The organism is Mucilaginibacter tolerans, assembly GCF_030519375.1.
Classification (GTDB): Bacteria; Bacteroidota; Bacteroidia; order Sphingobacteriales; family Sphingobacteriaceae; genus Mucilaginibacter.
On record NZ_JAUMKB010000011.1, the window covers coordinates 39,359 to 55,850 of the forward strand.

Sequence of the window (16,492 nt, forward strand, 5' to 3'; positions counted from 1 at the left end):
AACTTCTACAACATCTGTAACCATTATAAATTTGATTAATGAAACTAGAAAGGACAATAGCACCTGAATTTAAAGCGGTAGGGCAGATAGAACTAATCAGACCGGAACAGATCGATCTGGACAATGGCTGTAAAATATTCTGTTTCAACTCGGGCGATCAGGATTTGGTTCGTATTGAGTGGATATTCGGCAACCTGCATTTTGACCCAGCCAAGCCGTTAATGAACGTAGCAGTAAATACCATGCTGACCGATGGTACATCGAAACTATCAGCAGCGCAAATCGCCGATAAAATCGATTTTTACGGCGCCTTTTTGCAGGTGGATTATGGTTACGACCATTCGCAGGTAGTGCTCTATACTTTAACCCGTCACCTGGCGGCTACTTTGCCGGTGATGAAAGACATCATTACCGACTCGGTTTTCCCTGAAAAAGAACTGGCGACTTTTATCCGCAATCAGCAGCAAAAATTGCAGGTAAGTCTGCAAAAAAATGATATTATTGCCCGCCGTAAGTTCAATAAAGCAGTTTATGGCAACACCATCTACGGATTAGGTGCTGAACTTGACGATTACAAAACCCTTCATCGAGAGGATATGCTGGAACATTTTAAACAGATGTATCAGCCGTCAAATTGTACCATTTTAGTGTCAGGCAAAATTGAACAATCAACGCTTGATCAGTTAAAAGAGGCTTTTGGAAAAGAGTGGTCCAATTATTCAATCAAAGCAGCTACGTCTCAGCCCGAACTAAAACCAGCTCCCGATCATTTTTATTTTGTGGAGAAGCCGGATGCGTTACAGTCGGCTATACGGATGGGCTTGCCTTCCATCAATCGCACCCATCCTGATTTTCCTGCCTTGCAAGTAATGAATACCGTTTTGGGTGGATACTTTGGTTCGAGATTGATGGCCAATATTCGCGAGGATAAAGGCTACACCTATGGCATTGGGTCTGGATTTAGCTCATTGAGCAAAGGCGGCGCATTTTTTATTGCGACCGAAGTTGGCGCCGATGTTTGCAAAGCGGCAGTAAATGAAATAGAGAAGGAAATTAATATTCTAAAAACGGTCCTGGTACCGGAAGGAGAGTTATCCCTGGTGCGTAATTACATGCTCGGCTCGCTTTTAGGTAGTCTCGAAAATATTTTCTCCCACGCCGATAAGTTCAAAAACATTTATTTCTTCGGACTGGATTACGACTATTACGACCGTTACACGGAAGTGGTCAAGTCTATCTCGGCTGTTGACGTGATGCAAATGGCAAAAAAATATCTTGATACAGATAATTTCTATAAGGTGATTGTAGGAAAGTATTGATTTGCAAATGTGCTGATGTGCAGATATGCAAATGATTTATTCATCTGTACATTCACGCATTTGCACATCCGCACATTAAAAGTATGTCAATTTAAAGCAATCAAATGATTGTTTTTTAAATCCGAGCATCGGTTCATTTGCACATCCGCATATCTATTGCTATCTTTGCCCGGCAAATAATAGATACAAAAAGTTATTTGCTATGCAGTTAGATCCCTCCAAATTTGTCGCCGAAGGCTTAACTTACGACGATGTTTTACTACTCCCGGCTTATTCAGAAGTTTTACCGCGTGACGTAGATACCGGTTCATGGCTTACCAAAAAGATCAGGCTAAATATCCCTGTACTTTCAGCGGCGATGGATACCGTAACCGAGTCTGCTTTGGCTATTGCTATTGCGCAGGCAGGTGGGATGGGTATCCTGCACAAAAACATGTCGATCCAGGCGCAGGCTGATGAGGTGCGCAAAGTGAAGCGTTCTGAAAGCGGTATGATACAGGATCCAGTAACTCTTCACGAGAATTCAACCGTGGCTGATGCTGTAAAAATCATGCGCGAGTACCGCATAGGCGGTATCCCAATTATTAATGGCGACCGTAAACTAAGAGGTATCATTACCAACCGCGATCTTCGTTTCCAAAAAGAAATGGACCGCCCGGTAAGCGAGGTAATGACTAGCGCTAACCTAATCACCGCGCCACAGGGCACTACGTTATTTCAAGCCGAAGAAATTCTGCAAAATCATAAGATCGAAAAACTACCGGTAGTGGATAACGGCGGTCATCTTTGTGGTTTGATCACTTTTAAGGATATCCAAAAATTTAAAAACTACCCAAGTGCTTGTAAAGACGAGTTCGGTCGCCTTCGTGTAGGTGCCGCTATTGGTGTAGCTGCCGATAATATCGACCGTGTAAAGGCCTTAGTGCAGGCAGGCGTGGATGTGATCACTGTTGATACCGCTCATGGTCATTCAAAAGGGGTGATTGACATGGTGAAGGCGGTAAAATCCTTGTTCCCTGATCTGCAAGTGATTGCAGGTAATATTGCTACTGCTGATGCTGCCATTGCCCTTGCCGACGCAGGTGCTGATGCAGTTAAAGTTGGTATCGGTCCGGGTTCTATCTGTACCACCCGTATTGTTGCAGGTGTAGGTGTCCCGCAATTATTTGCTGTTTACGAATGTGCCACTGCATTAAAAGGCCGTGGTATCCCTGTTATCGCGGATGGCGGCATTAAGCAAACCGGTGATATTGTAAAAGCCATCGCCGCAGGTGCAAGCTCTATCATGGCAGGCTCATTATTTGCCGGCGTAGAGGAATCACCTGGCGAAACCATTATCTACGAAGGCCGTAAATTCAAATCATACCGGGGTATGGGTTCGGTTGAAGCGATGGACAAAGGCTCGAAAGACCGTTATTTCCAGGATGAAACAGATGTAGTAACCAAACTGGTTCCTGAAGGTATCGTGGGACGTGTTCCTTACAAAGGCACACTGGCTGAAGTGATCTATCAGTACATTGGTGGTTTACGCGCAGGTATGCATTATTGTGGAGCTGCCAATATTGATCAATTACAAGAAGCTAAATTTGTACGTATCACCGCTGCCGGCATGCGCGAAAGCCATCCGCACGATATTACGATCACGAAGGAGGCTCCGAATTATACGAGTAAGGGATAGAAACTAAAGATTAGTGATTAGAGATTAGTTGTAGTCTCTAATCGCTTAAATAAGGTACTAATCTCTAACCTCTAATTATCTAATCCCTAATTATGAAATCCATTTGTATCTTCTGTGGTGCTAATTTCAACGGTGATCCTGTTTTAAGGGAAGCTGCCGAACAATTGATCGAGGTGATGTTCAACAGGAATATCAGTCTTGTTTTTGGTGGCGGAAAAGTAGGCATGATGGGGTTGCTGGCTGAAGAAATGATCAGCCGTGGAGGGAAAACAACAGGAGTGATCACTCGGTTCCTGATGGATAAGGAAGTTGGCCATACCGGACTAACAGAATTACACATTGTCGAGACCATGCACCAGCGCAAACAACTAATGAATGATCTGTGCGACGGCATTATCATGCTTCCGGGCGGCTTTGGTACATTGGAAGAGTTTTTTGAGGTGCTGACCTGGTTGCAGCTCGGTCTTCACAATAAGCCCATTGGCGTACTCAATGTAAATGGCTTTTATGATAACCTGCTTAAGCAGATGGATGTAATGGTTGAGCAGCAGTTTTTGAAACCTACCAATCGTAAACTGGTACTTACTACCGGCGATCCGATAGAGTTGGTTAGTCTGATGGAAAACTTCAATGGCGTTCCCGACGAGGTTTGGTTCAGGGATAGAAATCTGACATAGATATTTCATAGAGATGCGATGCATCGCGTCTCTACTTTTCTCCGCCACCCCGACCATAAAATATCACCCAGGTCATAAAATCATCAGTAAAATTCTCAAAGCGGTGTTTTACTCCGGCCTTTACAAAAAGCACATCCCCCTGTTTAAAAGTAGTACGTTCGTCGCCATTCAAAAACACACCGTTCCCGCTGATTATTACGTACAATTCATCCTGCTTATGCGGCGTTTGAGGATCATTCTTTATCGGGCGATATATCTCGACAGACATACTGCCATGCTCCATCACTTTGGCAAATAATTGACCATGCGCCTGATCTAATTTTTCTAAGGCTTGAGCTATGCTTACTTTCATTATGAATAAATAACTTTTTGTTTATGTTTGTCGTAACAGCTACTTGAAATATCACAATTAAGCCGACATAGCTCAGCTGGTAGAGCAACGCACTCGTAACGCGTAGGTCGCAGGTTCGAATCCCGTTGTCGGCTCCTATTCAACTTACTTCTTTGATGAATTGCTGCAGCACCAGGGTATGGTTGTGTTCCTCGTCCCTTGCAGCAAACAACAGAGTAACAGTCCTATGTTTCTTAATATCAGCCAAAAGCTCCTTCACAGCTGGTGAATTATTTAGCTCGGTATGATAAGCAACTTTGAATTGTTCCCACTTGTCAACCATATGGTTAAACTCTTTTCGCAATTCTGTTGAAGGAGCGATTTCTTTTAGCCATTTATCTATGTGCGAATCTTCTTTTTTTATACCGCGCGGCCACAACCGATCTATTAATATGCGGTAGCCATCGTCATTCGAGTAAGGCTCATATATTCTTTTTGTTTTAATAGGCATGGATAATGAAATTGGTTTGTATGAATTAAGTCCATAAATTTAAAAACATATTACCATTAAAATCATGCCTAAAGAAGAAGTTAACGACCTGGTTAAGTTCCTTTTACCTTACCCTGACAAGGTAAAGGCCGCAGCCTTGTGGTTGCGTGAATTTGTGTGGGACTTATACCCTGACACCAATGAACTGATTTATGATAACTACAATGCCGTCGCTTTTGGCTGGTCGCCTACGGATAAGGCCGGAGATGTATTCTGCAGTATTGCAGTTTGCAGTGACCATGTGAACTTTGGTTTTAATAGGGGCGTGGATATCGAAGATCCCGCCAGAATGTTATTGGGTGACGGTAATCAATACCGGTATTTAAGGATAAGGGATAAGGAAGACTTTCCTGAGTGGTATATGAAAGAATTGCTTGAAGCAGCTTATCAGAACTCATTATCGCGGATGAAGCCGGTTAAAAATCAGGTAAAAGGTACAACGATTGTTAAATCAATTTCACCAGTGAAGAAAAGGCCGGGGGTGAAAGATTAGAGCCCAGTTACCGGATATCAGGGATTGGGTTGATAATCCTTACAATTATTACCTTTACCGTAATTCAGCTGATCACTGATTAACCAATCACTCACACCTATGAATCTCGAATTCAATAAAAATGAAGATATAAATAAACAGTTGTCGTTCGATCTGCAAACGAGGCTCAAGAAAGTACATGCGGGTGGCGGAGAGAAGGCGGCTGCTAAACAAAAAGAAAAAGGCAAAATGCTGGCCCGTGAGCGGGTGTCTTATTTAATAGATAAAGACAAACCATGGCTGGAGATTGGTGCTTTTGCAGGGGATGGCATGTATATAGAGCATGGTGGTTGTCCATCGGGCGGGGTAGTTTGTGGGATTGGCTACGTATCGGGCCGCCAGTGCGTGATTGTTGCAAATGATGCGACCGTAAAAGCAGGTGCCTGGTTCCCCATCACGGCTAAGAAGAACCTGAGAGCACAGGAAATATCCATTGAAAATCGATTACCCATCATTTACCTGGTTGACTCAGCAGGAGTATACTTGCCGCTTCAGGACGAGATTTTTCCGGACAAGGAGCATTTTGGACGGATTTTTCGTAATAATGCCATTATGAGCAGCTCAGGTATTATCCAGATCTCGGCTATCATGGGTTCATGCGTAGCGGGTGGGGCCTATCTGCCTATTATGAGCGATGAAGCCATGATTGTGGATGGCACAGGCTCTGTTTTTCTGGCGGGATCATACCTTGTAAAATCGGCAATCGGTGAGGATGTGGATAATGAAACCCTCGGCGGAGCTACTACGCATTGTGAAATATCCGGCGTAACGGATTATAAGCAACCCAACGACCAGGCCTGCCTCGATTCGATCAGGAATATTATGAGTATGGTGGGTGATTCTGTCAAAGCAGGGTTTGACAGAATAGAGCCTGTTGCACCAAAGCAGGATGAAAAAGAGATATATGGTATTTTACCCGACAACCGGGAGAAACCATATGATATGAGAGAAATCATTAACAGGCTGCTGGATAACTCTGGTTTTGAGGAGTACAAGGAAGGATATGGGCAGTCAATTATCTGTGGATTGGGTCGTGTTGATGGCTGGGCGGTGGGCATTGTTGCTAACCAGCGCAAAGTAATCAAATCCAAAAAAGGAGAAATGCAGTTTGGCGGTGTGATCTATTCTGATTCGGCGGATAAAGCAACCCGTTTCATAATGAACTGTAATCAGAAGAAGATACCACTTGTCTTTCTGCAGGATGTGACAGGCTTTATGGTAGGCAGTCGCTCAGAGCAGGGTGGCATCATCAAGGATGGTGCGAAAATGGTAAACGCTGTATCAAATTCTGTCGTGCCTAAATTTACTTTCATTATCGGTAACTCTTATGGTGCAGGCAACTATGCTATGTGTGGCAAGGCTTACGATCCACGATTGATCTACGCATGGCCCTCCGCAAAAATTGCCGTGATGGGTGGCGCACAAGCTGCCAAAACCTTATTGCAGATCCAGGAGTCGGCAATGAAAGCAAAGGGCGAAGAGATCGACTCAAAAAAAGAAGAAGAACTACTAAAACAAATCACCGACCGCTACAACTCACAAACTACGCCATACTACGCCGCAGCCCGGCTTTGGGTCGACGGTATTATTGACCCGCTCGAAACACGCAAAGTGATATCCATGGGCATCGAAGCTGCTAATCATGCGCCTATCGAAAAGGCTTTTAATGTGGGGATAATACAGACGTGAGGTTAGTTAAATGATCACCCATTAACTGATTACTGCACGTAAAACTTTTGCTACACATCAAAATATCGGGCTGCTGACACAACAAAACGATTTCAACTTATGTTAGCAGAAAAAAAGCAATAATCACCCCCAGATGTATCATGAAATTATTGCTGCTACAGGCGGCTTATTATTTATCGCGCTAGGAATAGCAAGGCAAAGAGAACGTAAGCACCTGATAACAGCCGGAGTAAAAGCTGAAAGTCCACTAGTGTGGGAAGTGTTCGTTATATCCGGGGTGTGCCTTTTGTTTTTTTCATTTGGTTTAATCATTTATCAATTGACCAAGTAACGTATTACTAGAGACGCCATGCATTGTGTCTCTACGCGGATTTACCTACCTTTCATCCATGAAAAAACTGCTACTCCTGTTCTCATCATTGCTGGGTACCTGTGTTTATGGCCAAAATGCACGCGAAATTCACGATAAAGCGATATTGGTAGATACACACAATGATGCGATTTCCAACGAGTTGATTACCAAACTCGATTTATCTAAGCGTCAAACTGTCGGAAATCTCGATTTGGTACGCGCAAAGGAAGGTGGTTTGGATGTACAGGTTTTTTCCATCTGGTGCGGCGGAGATTATGGTAAAGGAACAGCTTTCAAATTTGCCACCAGGGAGATCGACTCATTGTATGCACTAATTCAACGTAACCCCGGTAAAATGGTGTTGGTACGTAATGCAGAGGAGCTGGAAAAGGCGGTCGCCCAAAAGAAATTTGCCGCAATGATAGGTGTGGAAGGCGGACATATGATCGAAGACAGAATGGATTATATCGATGCTCTGGCAAAACGCGGTATGCGGTATTTGACTCTTACCTGGAACAACAGTACTTCGTGGGCCACCTCAGCCCATGACGAAACGCATCATCGGGATTCGTTAAAGCATATTGGGTTGACTGATTATGGCAAACAGATTGTTGGCCATCTAAATGAATTAGGCGTAATAGTAGATGTATCCCATGTAGGTGAACAAACCTTTTACGATGTGATCGCAACCACTTCGAAGCCGGTTATTGCCTCGCACAGCTGCGCCTATACGCTTAACCCCAATCAGCGGAATATGAAAGACGCTCAATTGAAAGCATTGGCTAAAAATGGCGGGGTAGTATTCGTGAACTTTTATAGCGGTTTTGTGGATAGTGCTTATGCTAAAAAAGAATCCAGGTTCATTCATAAGCATAAGTCAGAATTGGACTCACTTGTAAAAATCTATCATGACAGTGATTTAGCTAAAATAAGACTGAACGCCATTTATCAATCCGAATCCGATCAGGTACGCCCGTCGTTGAGTATGTTGATTAAACACATCGATTACATTGCCAAACTGATTGGGGTAGATCATGTCGGCATTGGCTCCGATTTTGATGGAGCAGAGTCCTATCCTTTAGGTATGGATGATGTGACCGATTATCCGAAAATTACCGAGGAACTGCTGAAGCTGAACTACTCTCGGACAGATATCGATAAAATATTGGGTGGCAACTTTATCCGGGTGTTAAGGGCCAATACGGGCAAGTAGTTGATTTTACGGCTGCCTGACTAATAAAATCCGCTTTTTTGTTAGATTTGTGTCCTTTAAAATAATCTGATGTCACAAGAGATTGAACATGTAAAATGCCTTATCATAGGCTCTGGTCCAGCCGGTTATACTGCTGCTATTTATGCCGCACGTGCCGATTTGAAGCCAGTTTTATATACGGGGTTACTGGCCGGTGGTCAGCTTACCCAGACTACGGAAGTGGAAAACTATCCAGGGTATCCTGATGGGATCCAGGGCCCGGCTATGATGGAAAACTTCGAAAAACAGGCTTCCCGCCTTGGAACAGATATTCGTTTTGGTTATGTAACCTCCGTTGATTTTTCCGGCCCTCCGCATAAAGTGATCGTTGATGAAACAAAAACTATCATCGCCGATACCGTGATCATTTCGACAGGTGCATCTGCTAAATGGCTGGGTTTGGAATCTGAGCAAAAATATAACGGCTTTGGCGTATCAGCTTGTGCGGTTTGCGACGGTTTCTTTTTCCGTGGTCAGGACGTAGCTATTGTTGGTGCCGGGGATACTGCCGCTGAAGAAGCAACCTATCTTGCAAAATTATGCCGCAAGGTTTACATGCTGGTAAGACGCGACGAATTCCGCGCATCAAAAGCCATGATGCACAGGGTACTGAATACCCATAATATTGAGGTGATTTATAATACCGAAGCCAAAGAGATAGTAGGAGACGGACAGGTAGTTACCGGCGTTAAGACATTCAATAACAAAACAAACGAAGAAAAAACGCTGGATGTAACGGGCTTCTTTGTAGCAATCGGTCATCATCCGAATACAGAAATATTCAAAGACTGGATCGACATGGACGAAACCGGCTATATTAAGACCGAACCGGGATCAACCAGGACAAACAAAGAAGGTGTTTTTGCCTGCGGCGATGCACAGGACCATGTTTATCGCCAGGCAGTTACCGCAGCCGGAACAGGCTGTATGGCTGCTATTGATGCTGAGCGTTATCTGGCGTCGAAGGAACATGAGGTAACTGCTTGATAGTTATCAGTTAACCAAGCAGACAGAGACAACCAGTCCCGGTTAACTGATTAACTAATCACTATTTCAAACAAAAATGCGTATTATTGATTATCAGTTCATAAACATCATAATACCATGGGAAAAGGTGATCAAAAATCAAGAAAAGGGAAAATTGCAATAGGTTCATACGGAAAAAAACGTCCACACAAAATCAAAAAGAAAGTTGAGACGGCCGAAGTAGCAGAAACCAAGCCTGCAAAGAAATAATCAGAAGCCATTCGTGTAAAAGCGGATGGCTTTTTCGTTTATTTCAGATTTTTTACAATAACTGAAGCATAGTTTTTTGTAAAATCTTTTAACTTCACCGCCTTGTATTTCCGTATAAGTAATTATGTATAAAAATATTGCGCTTTCTATCTCAATTCTTTTGCTTTGTTTGGGCTTAAACGCCAATGCCCAGGATAATGATCCGTATATGGGTATCGTTCCGGCTCCGGTTTCTGTCAAAAAAGCTTCAGGGGAGTTTATTCTGGGTCAGCAGACCATTTTACTGGCTGATAGTCTTAATAATAAAGCTGTGAATTTTTTTACTGAATACATACACAGCAAACTAAACCTTCGTAACGACGCGAAAATCAATACAGGCGAAAGTGTAGCCAACAGCATTGTTTTTACAGAAAAAGGTACTGAGGGCTTACCAGATCAGGGTTATCGTTTAACGATTACTCCGCAGCAGGTTATTATTGCAGGCAGGGGAGCAGGCTTATTTTACGGTATACAAACCCTGTTACAATTGATCCCGGTTGATCATGGCGCTACGATCAAGCTGCAGTGTGCACAGATCGAAGATTATCCGCGTTTTGGTTACAGGGGATTTATGCTCGACGTATGCCGTCACTTCTTCTCTGTCGAGTTTGTAAAAAAGACGATCGATATGATGGCTTACTATAAGCTGAATAATTTTCACTGGCATTTGACGGACGACCAGGGATGGCGCATAGAGATAAAGAAATATCCAAGATTAACGGAAATTGGCAGTAAGCGAGCGCAAACAGTGATTGGTAATTACCACGACCGTACACCACAGCAATTTGATAATACGCCCTATGGCGGTTTCTATACACAAGACCAGATCCGTGAAGTAGTAAAATATGCCGCTGACAGGTATATCACCGTCGTTCCTGAAATTGAAATGCCAGGTCATTCCATGGCTGCTTTAGCTGCCTATCCTGAACTGAGCTGTGACCCGGGCAAAACTTATAAAACTTATGAAACATGGGGCGTAGTTAAGGACGTGTATTGTCCTTCTGATAAGACTTTTGATTTCTTGCAGGATGTATTGACCGAAGTGATGGAACTGTTCCCAAGCAGATATATCCACATTGGAGGTGATGAAGTGCCGAAGGAGGCCTGGAAGAATTCTGCATTCTGCCAAAAACTGATCAAAAAATTAAAACTGAAGAACGAAGAGGAACTGCAAAGCTACTTTATTCAGCGCATTGAAAAATTTGTGAACTCAAAAGGCCGTAGCATTATCGGCTGGGACGAAATACTGGAAGGCGGCTTATCGCCAAACGCTACGGTGATGAGCTGGCGCGGAGAAGAAGGAGGTATCGCAGCTGCCCGTCAGGGACACAATGTAATCATGACCCCAGGCAATGGCGGGTTATATTTAGATCATGCACAAAGCCGTATTGGCGAGCCGCTGAGTATCGGCGGATACACGCCGCTGTCGGCCACTTACAGTTATAACCCAACACCTGCAGCATTAAATGCCGATCAGCAGAAATTCGTCATGGGTGTGCAGGCTAACCTGTGGACAGAATATATCCCGACCGAGCCCAAAGTGGAATATATGTTGTATCCGCGCTTACTGGCCTTATCAGAAGTAGCATGGTCGCCTTTGGCAAATAAAAACTTTAAAAATTTCTCAGAAGCGCGTCTGCCCAATCAATTAGCCTTTCTGGATAAGAACAATTACAACTACCGGGTGCCTTCGGTAATAGGTACCCAGCAGGATACTATTATGTTTGGCAGTTCTTTAAATGTGGCATTAAAATCGCCGGTTGCCGGTGCAAAAATATACTACACTATTGATAGCTATACACCACGTGAAACAGATATAGAGTATCACTCTCCGATGACCTATGATGTGCCGCAGGATCAATACCGCGACTTGCAGACCATTGTGATCACTCCATCAGGAAAACGCAGCCAGGTAACTCATACGGTAATGTACAATAAAGCACCATTGGCGCCTGTTGCTTATCAGGGTAATGCAACGGGTTTAAAATATCAATATATGCAAGGTACTTTTACCAGCACCAATGATCTGACAAAGGCTGCTGTAATTGATAGTGGTATAGCTAAAAGCTTTAATCTGTCTGTCCTGAAAAAGAATAATCCAGGTTTTGGGGTAATATATAATGGATTTATTCGTATTGATGCAGATGGTTTGTACCAATTCTCAACACGCTCGGATGACGGGTCGGTGTTGGTAATTGATGACCAGCCGGTGGTGAATAATGATGGGAAACATCCGATAGCCGAACAGGGTGGTGCCGTAGCTTTGCAAAAAGGGTATCATAAATTTACATTAAAATATTTTGACGCTGGTGCCGTAAGTGCCTTGCGCGTTTATATGACCACGCCAGGCAAGCCAAAAGGGGAATTATCGCCGGATGCACTGTATAATTAATTAGTGAATTAGTGAGTTAGCGAATTGGCGATTATCTTTATGCAACGGTTCACTAACTTATTAATTCAGTAATTCGCTAAATGATTGGGATGAAATACAGGTTTTATTTATTCGCGTTAATCGGATGCCTTATAGTCGCATCAGCTTGTAACCAGCAGGAACAGAAAGTGGCAACACCCGCAGCTCCGGCAAAGAAGGTGGATTTTGCTGATCCGTTTCGCTTTCATAAACTGATCGAAGTTTCGCCCGGTGAAGATTACGACGTGCTAAGCTGGGGCAGAGGATCGACAACCCAGGGCGCTTTTCTGATACTGCATTCGGATTCATCAGGCAAGAAATATACAACCACCACCGGTGATCTGGATGGTTCTATTGTTGATGTATATAACTCAGATATGGACCTGGATGGCAATCCGGAAATACTGATACAAGCTAAAGCTAAGGATACTACCAACTACGCCACTATTTATGCCTTTGAGTTTAACAATAGCAGAGCCAATAAACTGGAGTTCCCTAAGCTAACCAGTTCACAGCGCAAAGGCTATCATGGTGACGATAATTTTTACATCAAAGAAGGTAAGTTTATGCGTGAGTTCCCGATCTTTGACGGAAACGGCAAGGACGCTAAATCAACCGGCCAAAAACGTATATTGGAATACGGCCTGCGTGGAAATAACCTCACCGTAAAACAACTCAGCACCGACTCGACTGATAATAAAACGACCACTACCAAATCAACCGCGTCGGCTGCTCCGGCAAAGTCTTCTTCAAAATCTGAAAAGAAAGAGACTACTTCTAAAAAGAAAACGAAAAAGCATACTACTGAAAAGAAAAGTAAAAAGAAGAAAAAGCATCATAAGAAGCAAGAGGAGAGTGACGACTCAAACAATTAATGTGGTCATTTCTTCGGCGTTTCTCACACCAACTGCATCATAATCGTTATTGAAATAGAACCAGCCTGTTTTAACCTGATTGTTGCTTTTGACTGCATTAACTACTTTTTGAAGAAATTCTTTTGAGTAGCGTGAGCGATAAAGGGTGGGCACCCCATGAAAACGGTAATAGACTGTTGATGTGTTTATTATTACATCATCAGGTAAGGCTGGGTGACTCATTCCGCAGAATGTAATATTTCGTTCAGTTAGTGCCTTATAAACATCTTCTCTCCACCACGTTTCATGACGAAACTCAACTATATTATTAAACGATGGATTCAGGTTGTTCATGATGCGCTCTAAACGTTCTTCATCATAACCCAAACGTGGTGGCAACTGAAACAATATAGGTCCGAGTTTTTCCTTCAGACCATTATTGATAGTTTCGTAAAAATCAGTGATCATTCGGGCTGAATCATGAAATTGTTTGTAATGTGTAATCGCTTTTGGTGCTTTTACAGAAAAGCTGAAGTGTTCCGGACATTTCTGATACCAGCTTTCAAGAAATGATAATTGCGGAAAACGATAGAAGGTAACATTCAGCTCTACAGTATCAAAAAATTGAGTGTAATAATCGAACCAGTTTTTCTGCGCCAGCTTTTCAGGATAAAACTTACCCCGCCAATCTTTATAATGAAAACCCGAACAACCGATGTGCCATTTCATATTTACGCCATATGGTAAATAAGTTACACAAGCTGCCGATTGTTTTAACCGTTAAATAACTTATGCCTTTTAATGGTTTTCCCTTTCCTTATCAGCACAGCATGGTAGACTGAGGGTACATCGTTTGTCCAGCTTTTGATGATTAGAAATATGCTGATGATCTCAAGCCGGGTAATTATTCCCAGGTAAAGACAAACGTTGAATAATATCGCCGAATGACTTACCGCAATGAGCTGTATCAATGTCGCCAAAAGCGTAAGTGTCCATATCTTTGATGAAATGGCGTGGGTAGCAACTTCTTTTCGGAACTTTACAAAACTTATAATATAACAAACTGCTTCTAGACCAATCAGGATAATTATTGGCGTCAGGTTGCTTTTAAAAAAATCAGGGGCGATAATACAGCACGATGTCACAACTGCAAGCCAAAAGAATTGGTCGACGGTCGAATCCATCCTTCTCATTTTGGCAGTTGATATACCTAACCGACGTGCAATTATCCCATCAAAAATATCCGATATTAAACCCAATGCTATCAGCGTTATAATAATAGCCCTGAAGAAAGAAGGCTGCAGTAGGCTCAATCCAATAATGATGGCACCAAGAACAATTCTTGAATAGATGAGCAAAATGGGAAGTCGTTTCATTATGCGACAAGGTTTAATAAATTAGATTGCTAAATAAAGTATTAAATGGTTAATCCGCAAGATCGCACATTTGCGCATAAATTTGCACATTTGTAATCAGCACATTCGCACATTTGTAATGCATTTTCTATATCCTGCTTTTCTGTTTGCATTAATATCGCTGGCTATCCCTGTTATTATCCATCTTTTTAATTTTCGCAGGTATCAAAAGGTGTATTTCAGCAATGTGCAGTTTTTAAAGGAGATCCAGGAGCAGCAGGCCTCGCGCAGAAACCTGAAAGAACGGCTAATCCTCGCAGCCCGGTTATTGGCTTTATTATTTTTGATATTCGCCTTTGCCCGTCCGTATATTCCTGGTAAAAATGCTACCAATGCCGGTAAGCAACAGGTAGTAAGTATTTTTATAGATAACTCTTACTCCATGCAAACCCTAAATAAAGAGGGAACATTGCTGGACGAAGCCAAACGCCGTGCAAAGGAGATCGCTTCGGCTTATAGTATTAACGATCGTTTTCAATTACTTACGCAGGACTTTGAAGGTAAGCACCAACGCTTATTAAGCCGTGATGAGTTTAATGATGCAGTTGATGCCGTAAAGATCAGTCCCCAAAGTCGTGGCTTACAGCAAATAGTTAGCCGGCAACAAAGCTTATTGAATACACAACAGGGTGCTATCCGGTCCGCATACATAATATCTGACTTCCAGAAGAATATGACCGATGGTAAGGCCGTGAAAACGGATGGGGGAATACATTTTAATCTGGTCCAACTAAAAGCCAGCGAATTGCCCAATGTCGCGGTAGATTCAGTTTGGTTATTGACTGCCGTTCATCGCCCAAATGAAAGCGAAAAACTGGTAGTTCGTCTGCATAATTATGCCGGGGAGAAGGCCGAGCGGATGCCCCTGAAGTTGTTAATCAACAAAGAACAAAAAGCGCTGGGCAGTTTTACCATCAACCCAAGATCGGTACAAAACGATACGCTATCCTTCTCAGGCTTGAAAAGTGGCTGGCAGCGTGCTGAAATACAGCTGCAGGATAACCCGGTGACATTTGATAATCAATTTTATTTCACCTTTAATGTACAGCAGCAATTGCCTGTTCTATTGATCTATGGCGAAACACCCAACCCTTTCCTGAAGACTGTATTTGACACCGATCCATTCTTTGCGGCAAAACAAGCTGACGATGGGAATGTCGACTATGCGGGATTAAGTACCTATCCGTTGATCGTTTTAAGTGATGTGAAGACCATCTCGACAGGTTTAGCACAACAGGTGCGCACATACGTTTCCAAAGGTGGTACGCTGCTTTTTTTCCCCTCTGCAGATGCTGATCTGGCGAATTATAAAACCTTTTTGCAATCCATGGGTGCTGCTTATTTAGATAAACTGGTTACAGCAGATACAAAGGTTTCTGCAATCAATCTGCAAAATCCGGTCTTCAAGAATATTTTCGAATCCTATCCTGAAAACCCTGATCTGCCTACTGTAAAAAAATATTATCAACTGGGTTTAGCTTCTGCTAAAGGCGAAAGCCTGATGGAATTGCCCGGTAAACAGCCATTCTGGACAGAATATAATAGTGGCAAAGGCAAAGTTTATGTATCAGCTGTTGCTTTAAATGACGACTTCAGCAACCTGCAGCGCCATGCTTTGCTGGTACCCGTGTTGTTTCGTGTTGCATTGTTGAGCGGACATGATCAACCTTTATTTTACACGCTTGGAGAGGATGAAAGCATAGAAGTACCGCCAATTCAAAGTAGTGAAAAACAAATACTGAAACTGGTGAAAGGTGATCAAAGCATTATTCCCGACGTGAGGCAGCAGGAGGGAAGCACTCTGCTTTATGTCTCTGATCAATTGCAGGAAACGGGCAATTATGAATTGAAAAAACAGGACAGTACACTAGCCGTTCTGGCCTTCAATGACAACCGAAAGGAGTCGGATATGAGTTATCTGGATGCGGGTCCATTGAAACAAATATTCCCGCAAGCCGGGAATGTTTGGCAGCCCGGACAGGGCTCAATAAAAGGCGAAGTATCCGATTTAAATTTTGGCCTTCAATTATGGAAACTTTGTATAATTTTGGCATTGATTTTTCTGGCAGCCGAAATATTGCTCATCAGGTTCTATAAGCCTGAAAAACAGCGGCTTTCAAGCTTGCCGTAAGTCGAAAATATTCCATTCTTAAAGCAG

16 protein-coding genes and 1 tRNA gene are annotated in these 16,492 nt (G+C 42.9%); 13 read left to right on the forward strand and 4 right to left on the reverse strand.

Translation table 11 applies throughout. From position 1 onward, the window contains the following. Positions 1-38 precede the first annotated feature (38 nt). From Q3A68_RS15775 to Q3A68_RS15785, 3 genes are all read left to right on the forward strand, one after another. Entirely contained in the window at positions 39-1,319 is a 1,281-nt protein-coding gene (locus Q3A68_RS15775) for a M16 family metallopeptidase (protein WP_302902074.1), read from the forward strand. 202 nt (positions 1,320-1,521) lie between these two features. Further along, on the forward strand, positions 1,522-2,997 hold the full coding sequence (gene guaB, locus Q3A68_RS15780) for an IMP dehydrogenase (RefSeq protein WP_302902075.1): 1,476 nt from the start codon (positions 1,522-1,524) through the stop codon (positions 2,995-2,997). A 92-nt stretch (positions 2,998-3,089) separates the two neighbouring features. After that, positions 3,090-3,674, forward strand: a complete 585-nt coding sequence (locus tag Q3A68_RS15785) for an LOG family protein (RefSeq protein WP_302902076.1) — start codon at positions 3,090-3,092, stop codon at positions 3,672-3,674. Between the two features lie 31 nt (positions 3,675-3,705). On the opposite strand, the gene Q3A68_RS15790 is transcribed toward Q3A68_RS15785, so the two are convergent. Next, positions 3,706-4,026 (reverse strand): cupin domain-containing protein, encoded by a 321-nt coding sequence (locus Q3A68_RS15790; RefSeq protein WP_302902077.1) that lies wholly within the window; start codon positions 4,024-4,026, stop codon positions 3,706-3,708. Between the two features lie 61 nt (positions 4,027-4,087). Between Q3A68_RS15790 and Q3A68_RS15795 the strand changes: the two genes are divergently transcribed. Further along, a tRNA-Thr gene (locus Q3A68_RS15795) sits at positions 4,088-4,160 on the forward strand. A 5-nt stretch (positions 4,161-4,165) separates the two neighbouring features. Here Q3A68_RS15795 and Q3A68_RS15800 read toward each other — a convergent pair. Continuing rightward, complete coding sequence (locus tag Q3A68_RS15800; protein WP_302902078.1) at positions 4,166-4,516, reverse strand: DUF488 domain-containing protein; 351 nt, start codon at positions 4,514-4,516, stop codon at positions 4,166-4,168. A 64-nt stretch (positions 4,517-4,580) separates the two neighbouring features. On the opposite strand from Q3A68_RS15800, the gene Q3A68_RS15805 reads away from it, so the two are divergent. The 8 genes from Q3A68_RS15805 (at position 4,581) to Q3A68_RS15840 (ending at position 12,940) form a co-directional block, all read left to right on the forward strand. Further along, positions 4,581-5,048, forward strand: a complete 468-nt coding sequence (locus Q3A68_RS15805) for a DUF1801 domain-containing protein (RefSeq protein WP_302902079.1) — start codon at positions 4,581-4,583, stop codon at positions 5,046-5,048. A gap of 99 nt (positions 5,049-5,147) precedes the next feature. Next, positions 5,148-6,776, forward strand: a complete 1,629-nt coding sequence (locus Q3A68_RS15810; RefSeq protein ID WP_302902080.1) for an acyl-CoA carboxylase subunit beta — start codon at positions 5,148-5,150, stop codon at positions 6,774-6,776. Between the two features lie 133 nt (positions 6,777-6,909). Beyond that, positions 6,910-7,107 carry a hypothetical protein gene (locus tag Q3A68_RS15815; RefSeq protein WP_302902081.1) on the forward strand — a complete coding sequence of 66 codons (198 nt, stop codon included), beginning with the start codon at positions 6,910-6,912 and terminating at the stop codon, positions 7,105-7,107. A gap of 58 nt (positions 7,108-7,165) precedes the next feature. Beyond that, positions 7,166-8,341 carry a dipeptidase gene (locus tag Q3A68_RS15820; RefSeq protein WP_302902082.1) on the forward strand — a complete coding sequence of 392 codons (1,176 nt, stop codon included), beginning with the start codon at positions 7,166-7,168 and terminating at the stop codon, positions 8,339-8,341. A gap of 69 nt (positions 8,342-8,410) precedes the next feature. Next, entirely contained in the window at positions 8,411-9,367 is a 957-nt protein-coding gene (gene trxB / locus Q3A68_RS15825; RefSeq protein ID WP_302902083.1) for a thioredoxin-disulfide reductase, read from the forward strand. A gap of 117 nt (positions 9,368-9,484) precedes the next feature. Continuing rightward, entirely contained in the window at positions 9,485-9,616 is a 132-nt protein-coding gene (locus Q3A68_RS15830; RefSeq protein WP_302902084.1) for a 30S ribosomal protein THX, read from the forward strand. A gap of 124 nt (positions 9,617-9,740) precedes the next feature. Then, entirely contained in the window at positions 9,741-12,047 is a 2,307-nt protein-coding gene (locus Q3A68_RS15835; RefSeq protein WP_302902085.1) for a family 20 glycosylhydrolase, read from the forward strand. A gap of 89 nt (positions 12,048-12,136) precedes the next feature. Next, complete coding sequence (locus tag Q3A68_RS15840) at positions 12,137-12,940, forward strand: hypothetical protein (RefSeq protein ID WP_302902086.1); 804 nt, start codon at positions 12,137-12,139, stop codon at positions 12,938-12,940. Here the strand turns inward: Q3A68_RS15840 and Q3A68_RS15845 are convergent. Further along, complete coding sequence (locus Q3A68_RS15845) at positions 12,929-13,648, reverse strand: DUF72 domain-containing protein (protein WP_302902087.1); 720 nt, start codon at positions 13,646-13,648, stop codon at positions 12,929-12,931. The two genes, Q3A68_RS15840 and Q3A68_RS15845, sit on opposite strands and share 12 nt — an antisense overlap. 44 nt (positions 13,649-13,692) lie before the next feature. Then, positions 13,693-14,295: a CDP-alcohol phosphatidyltransferase family protein gene (locus tag Q3A68_RS15850; RefSeq protein WP_302902088.1), complete on the reverse strand. Its 603-nt coding sequence runs from the start codon at positions 14,293-14,295 to the stop codon at positions 13,693-13,695. Between the two features lie 118 nt (positions 14,296-14,413). On the opposite strand from Q3A68_RS15850, the gene Q3A68_RS15855 reads away from it, so the two are divergent. Beyond that, on the forward strand, positions 14,414-16,465 hold the full coding sequence (locus tag Q3A68_RS15855; RefSeq protein WP_302902089.1) for a BatA domain-containing protein: 2,052 nt from the start codon (positions 14,414-14,416) through the stop codon (positions 16,463-16,465). The last annotated feature ends 27 nt before the right edge of the window (positions 16,466-16,492 follow it).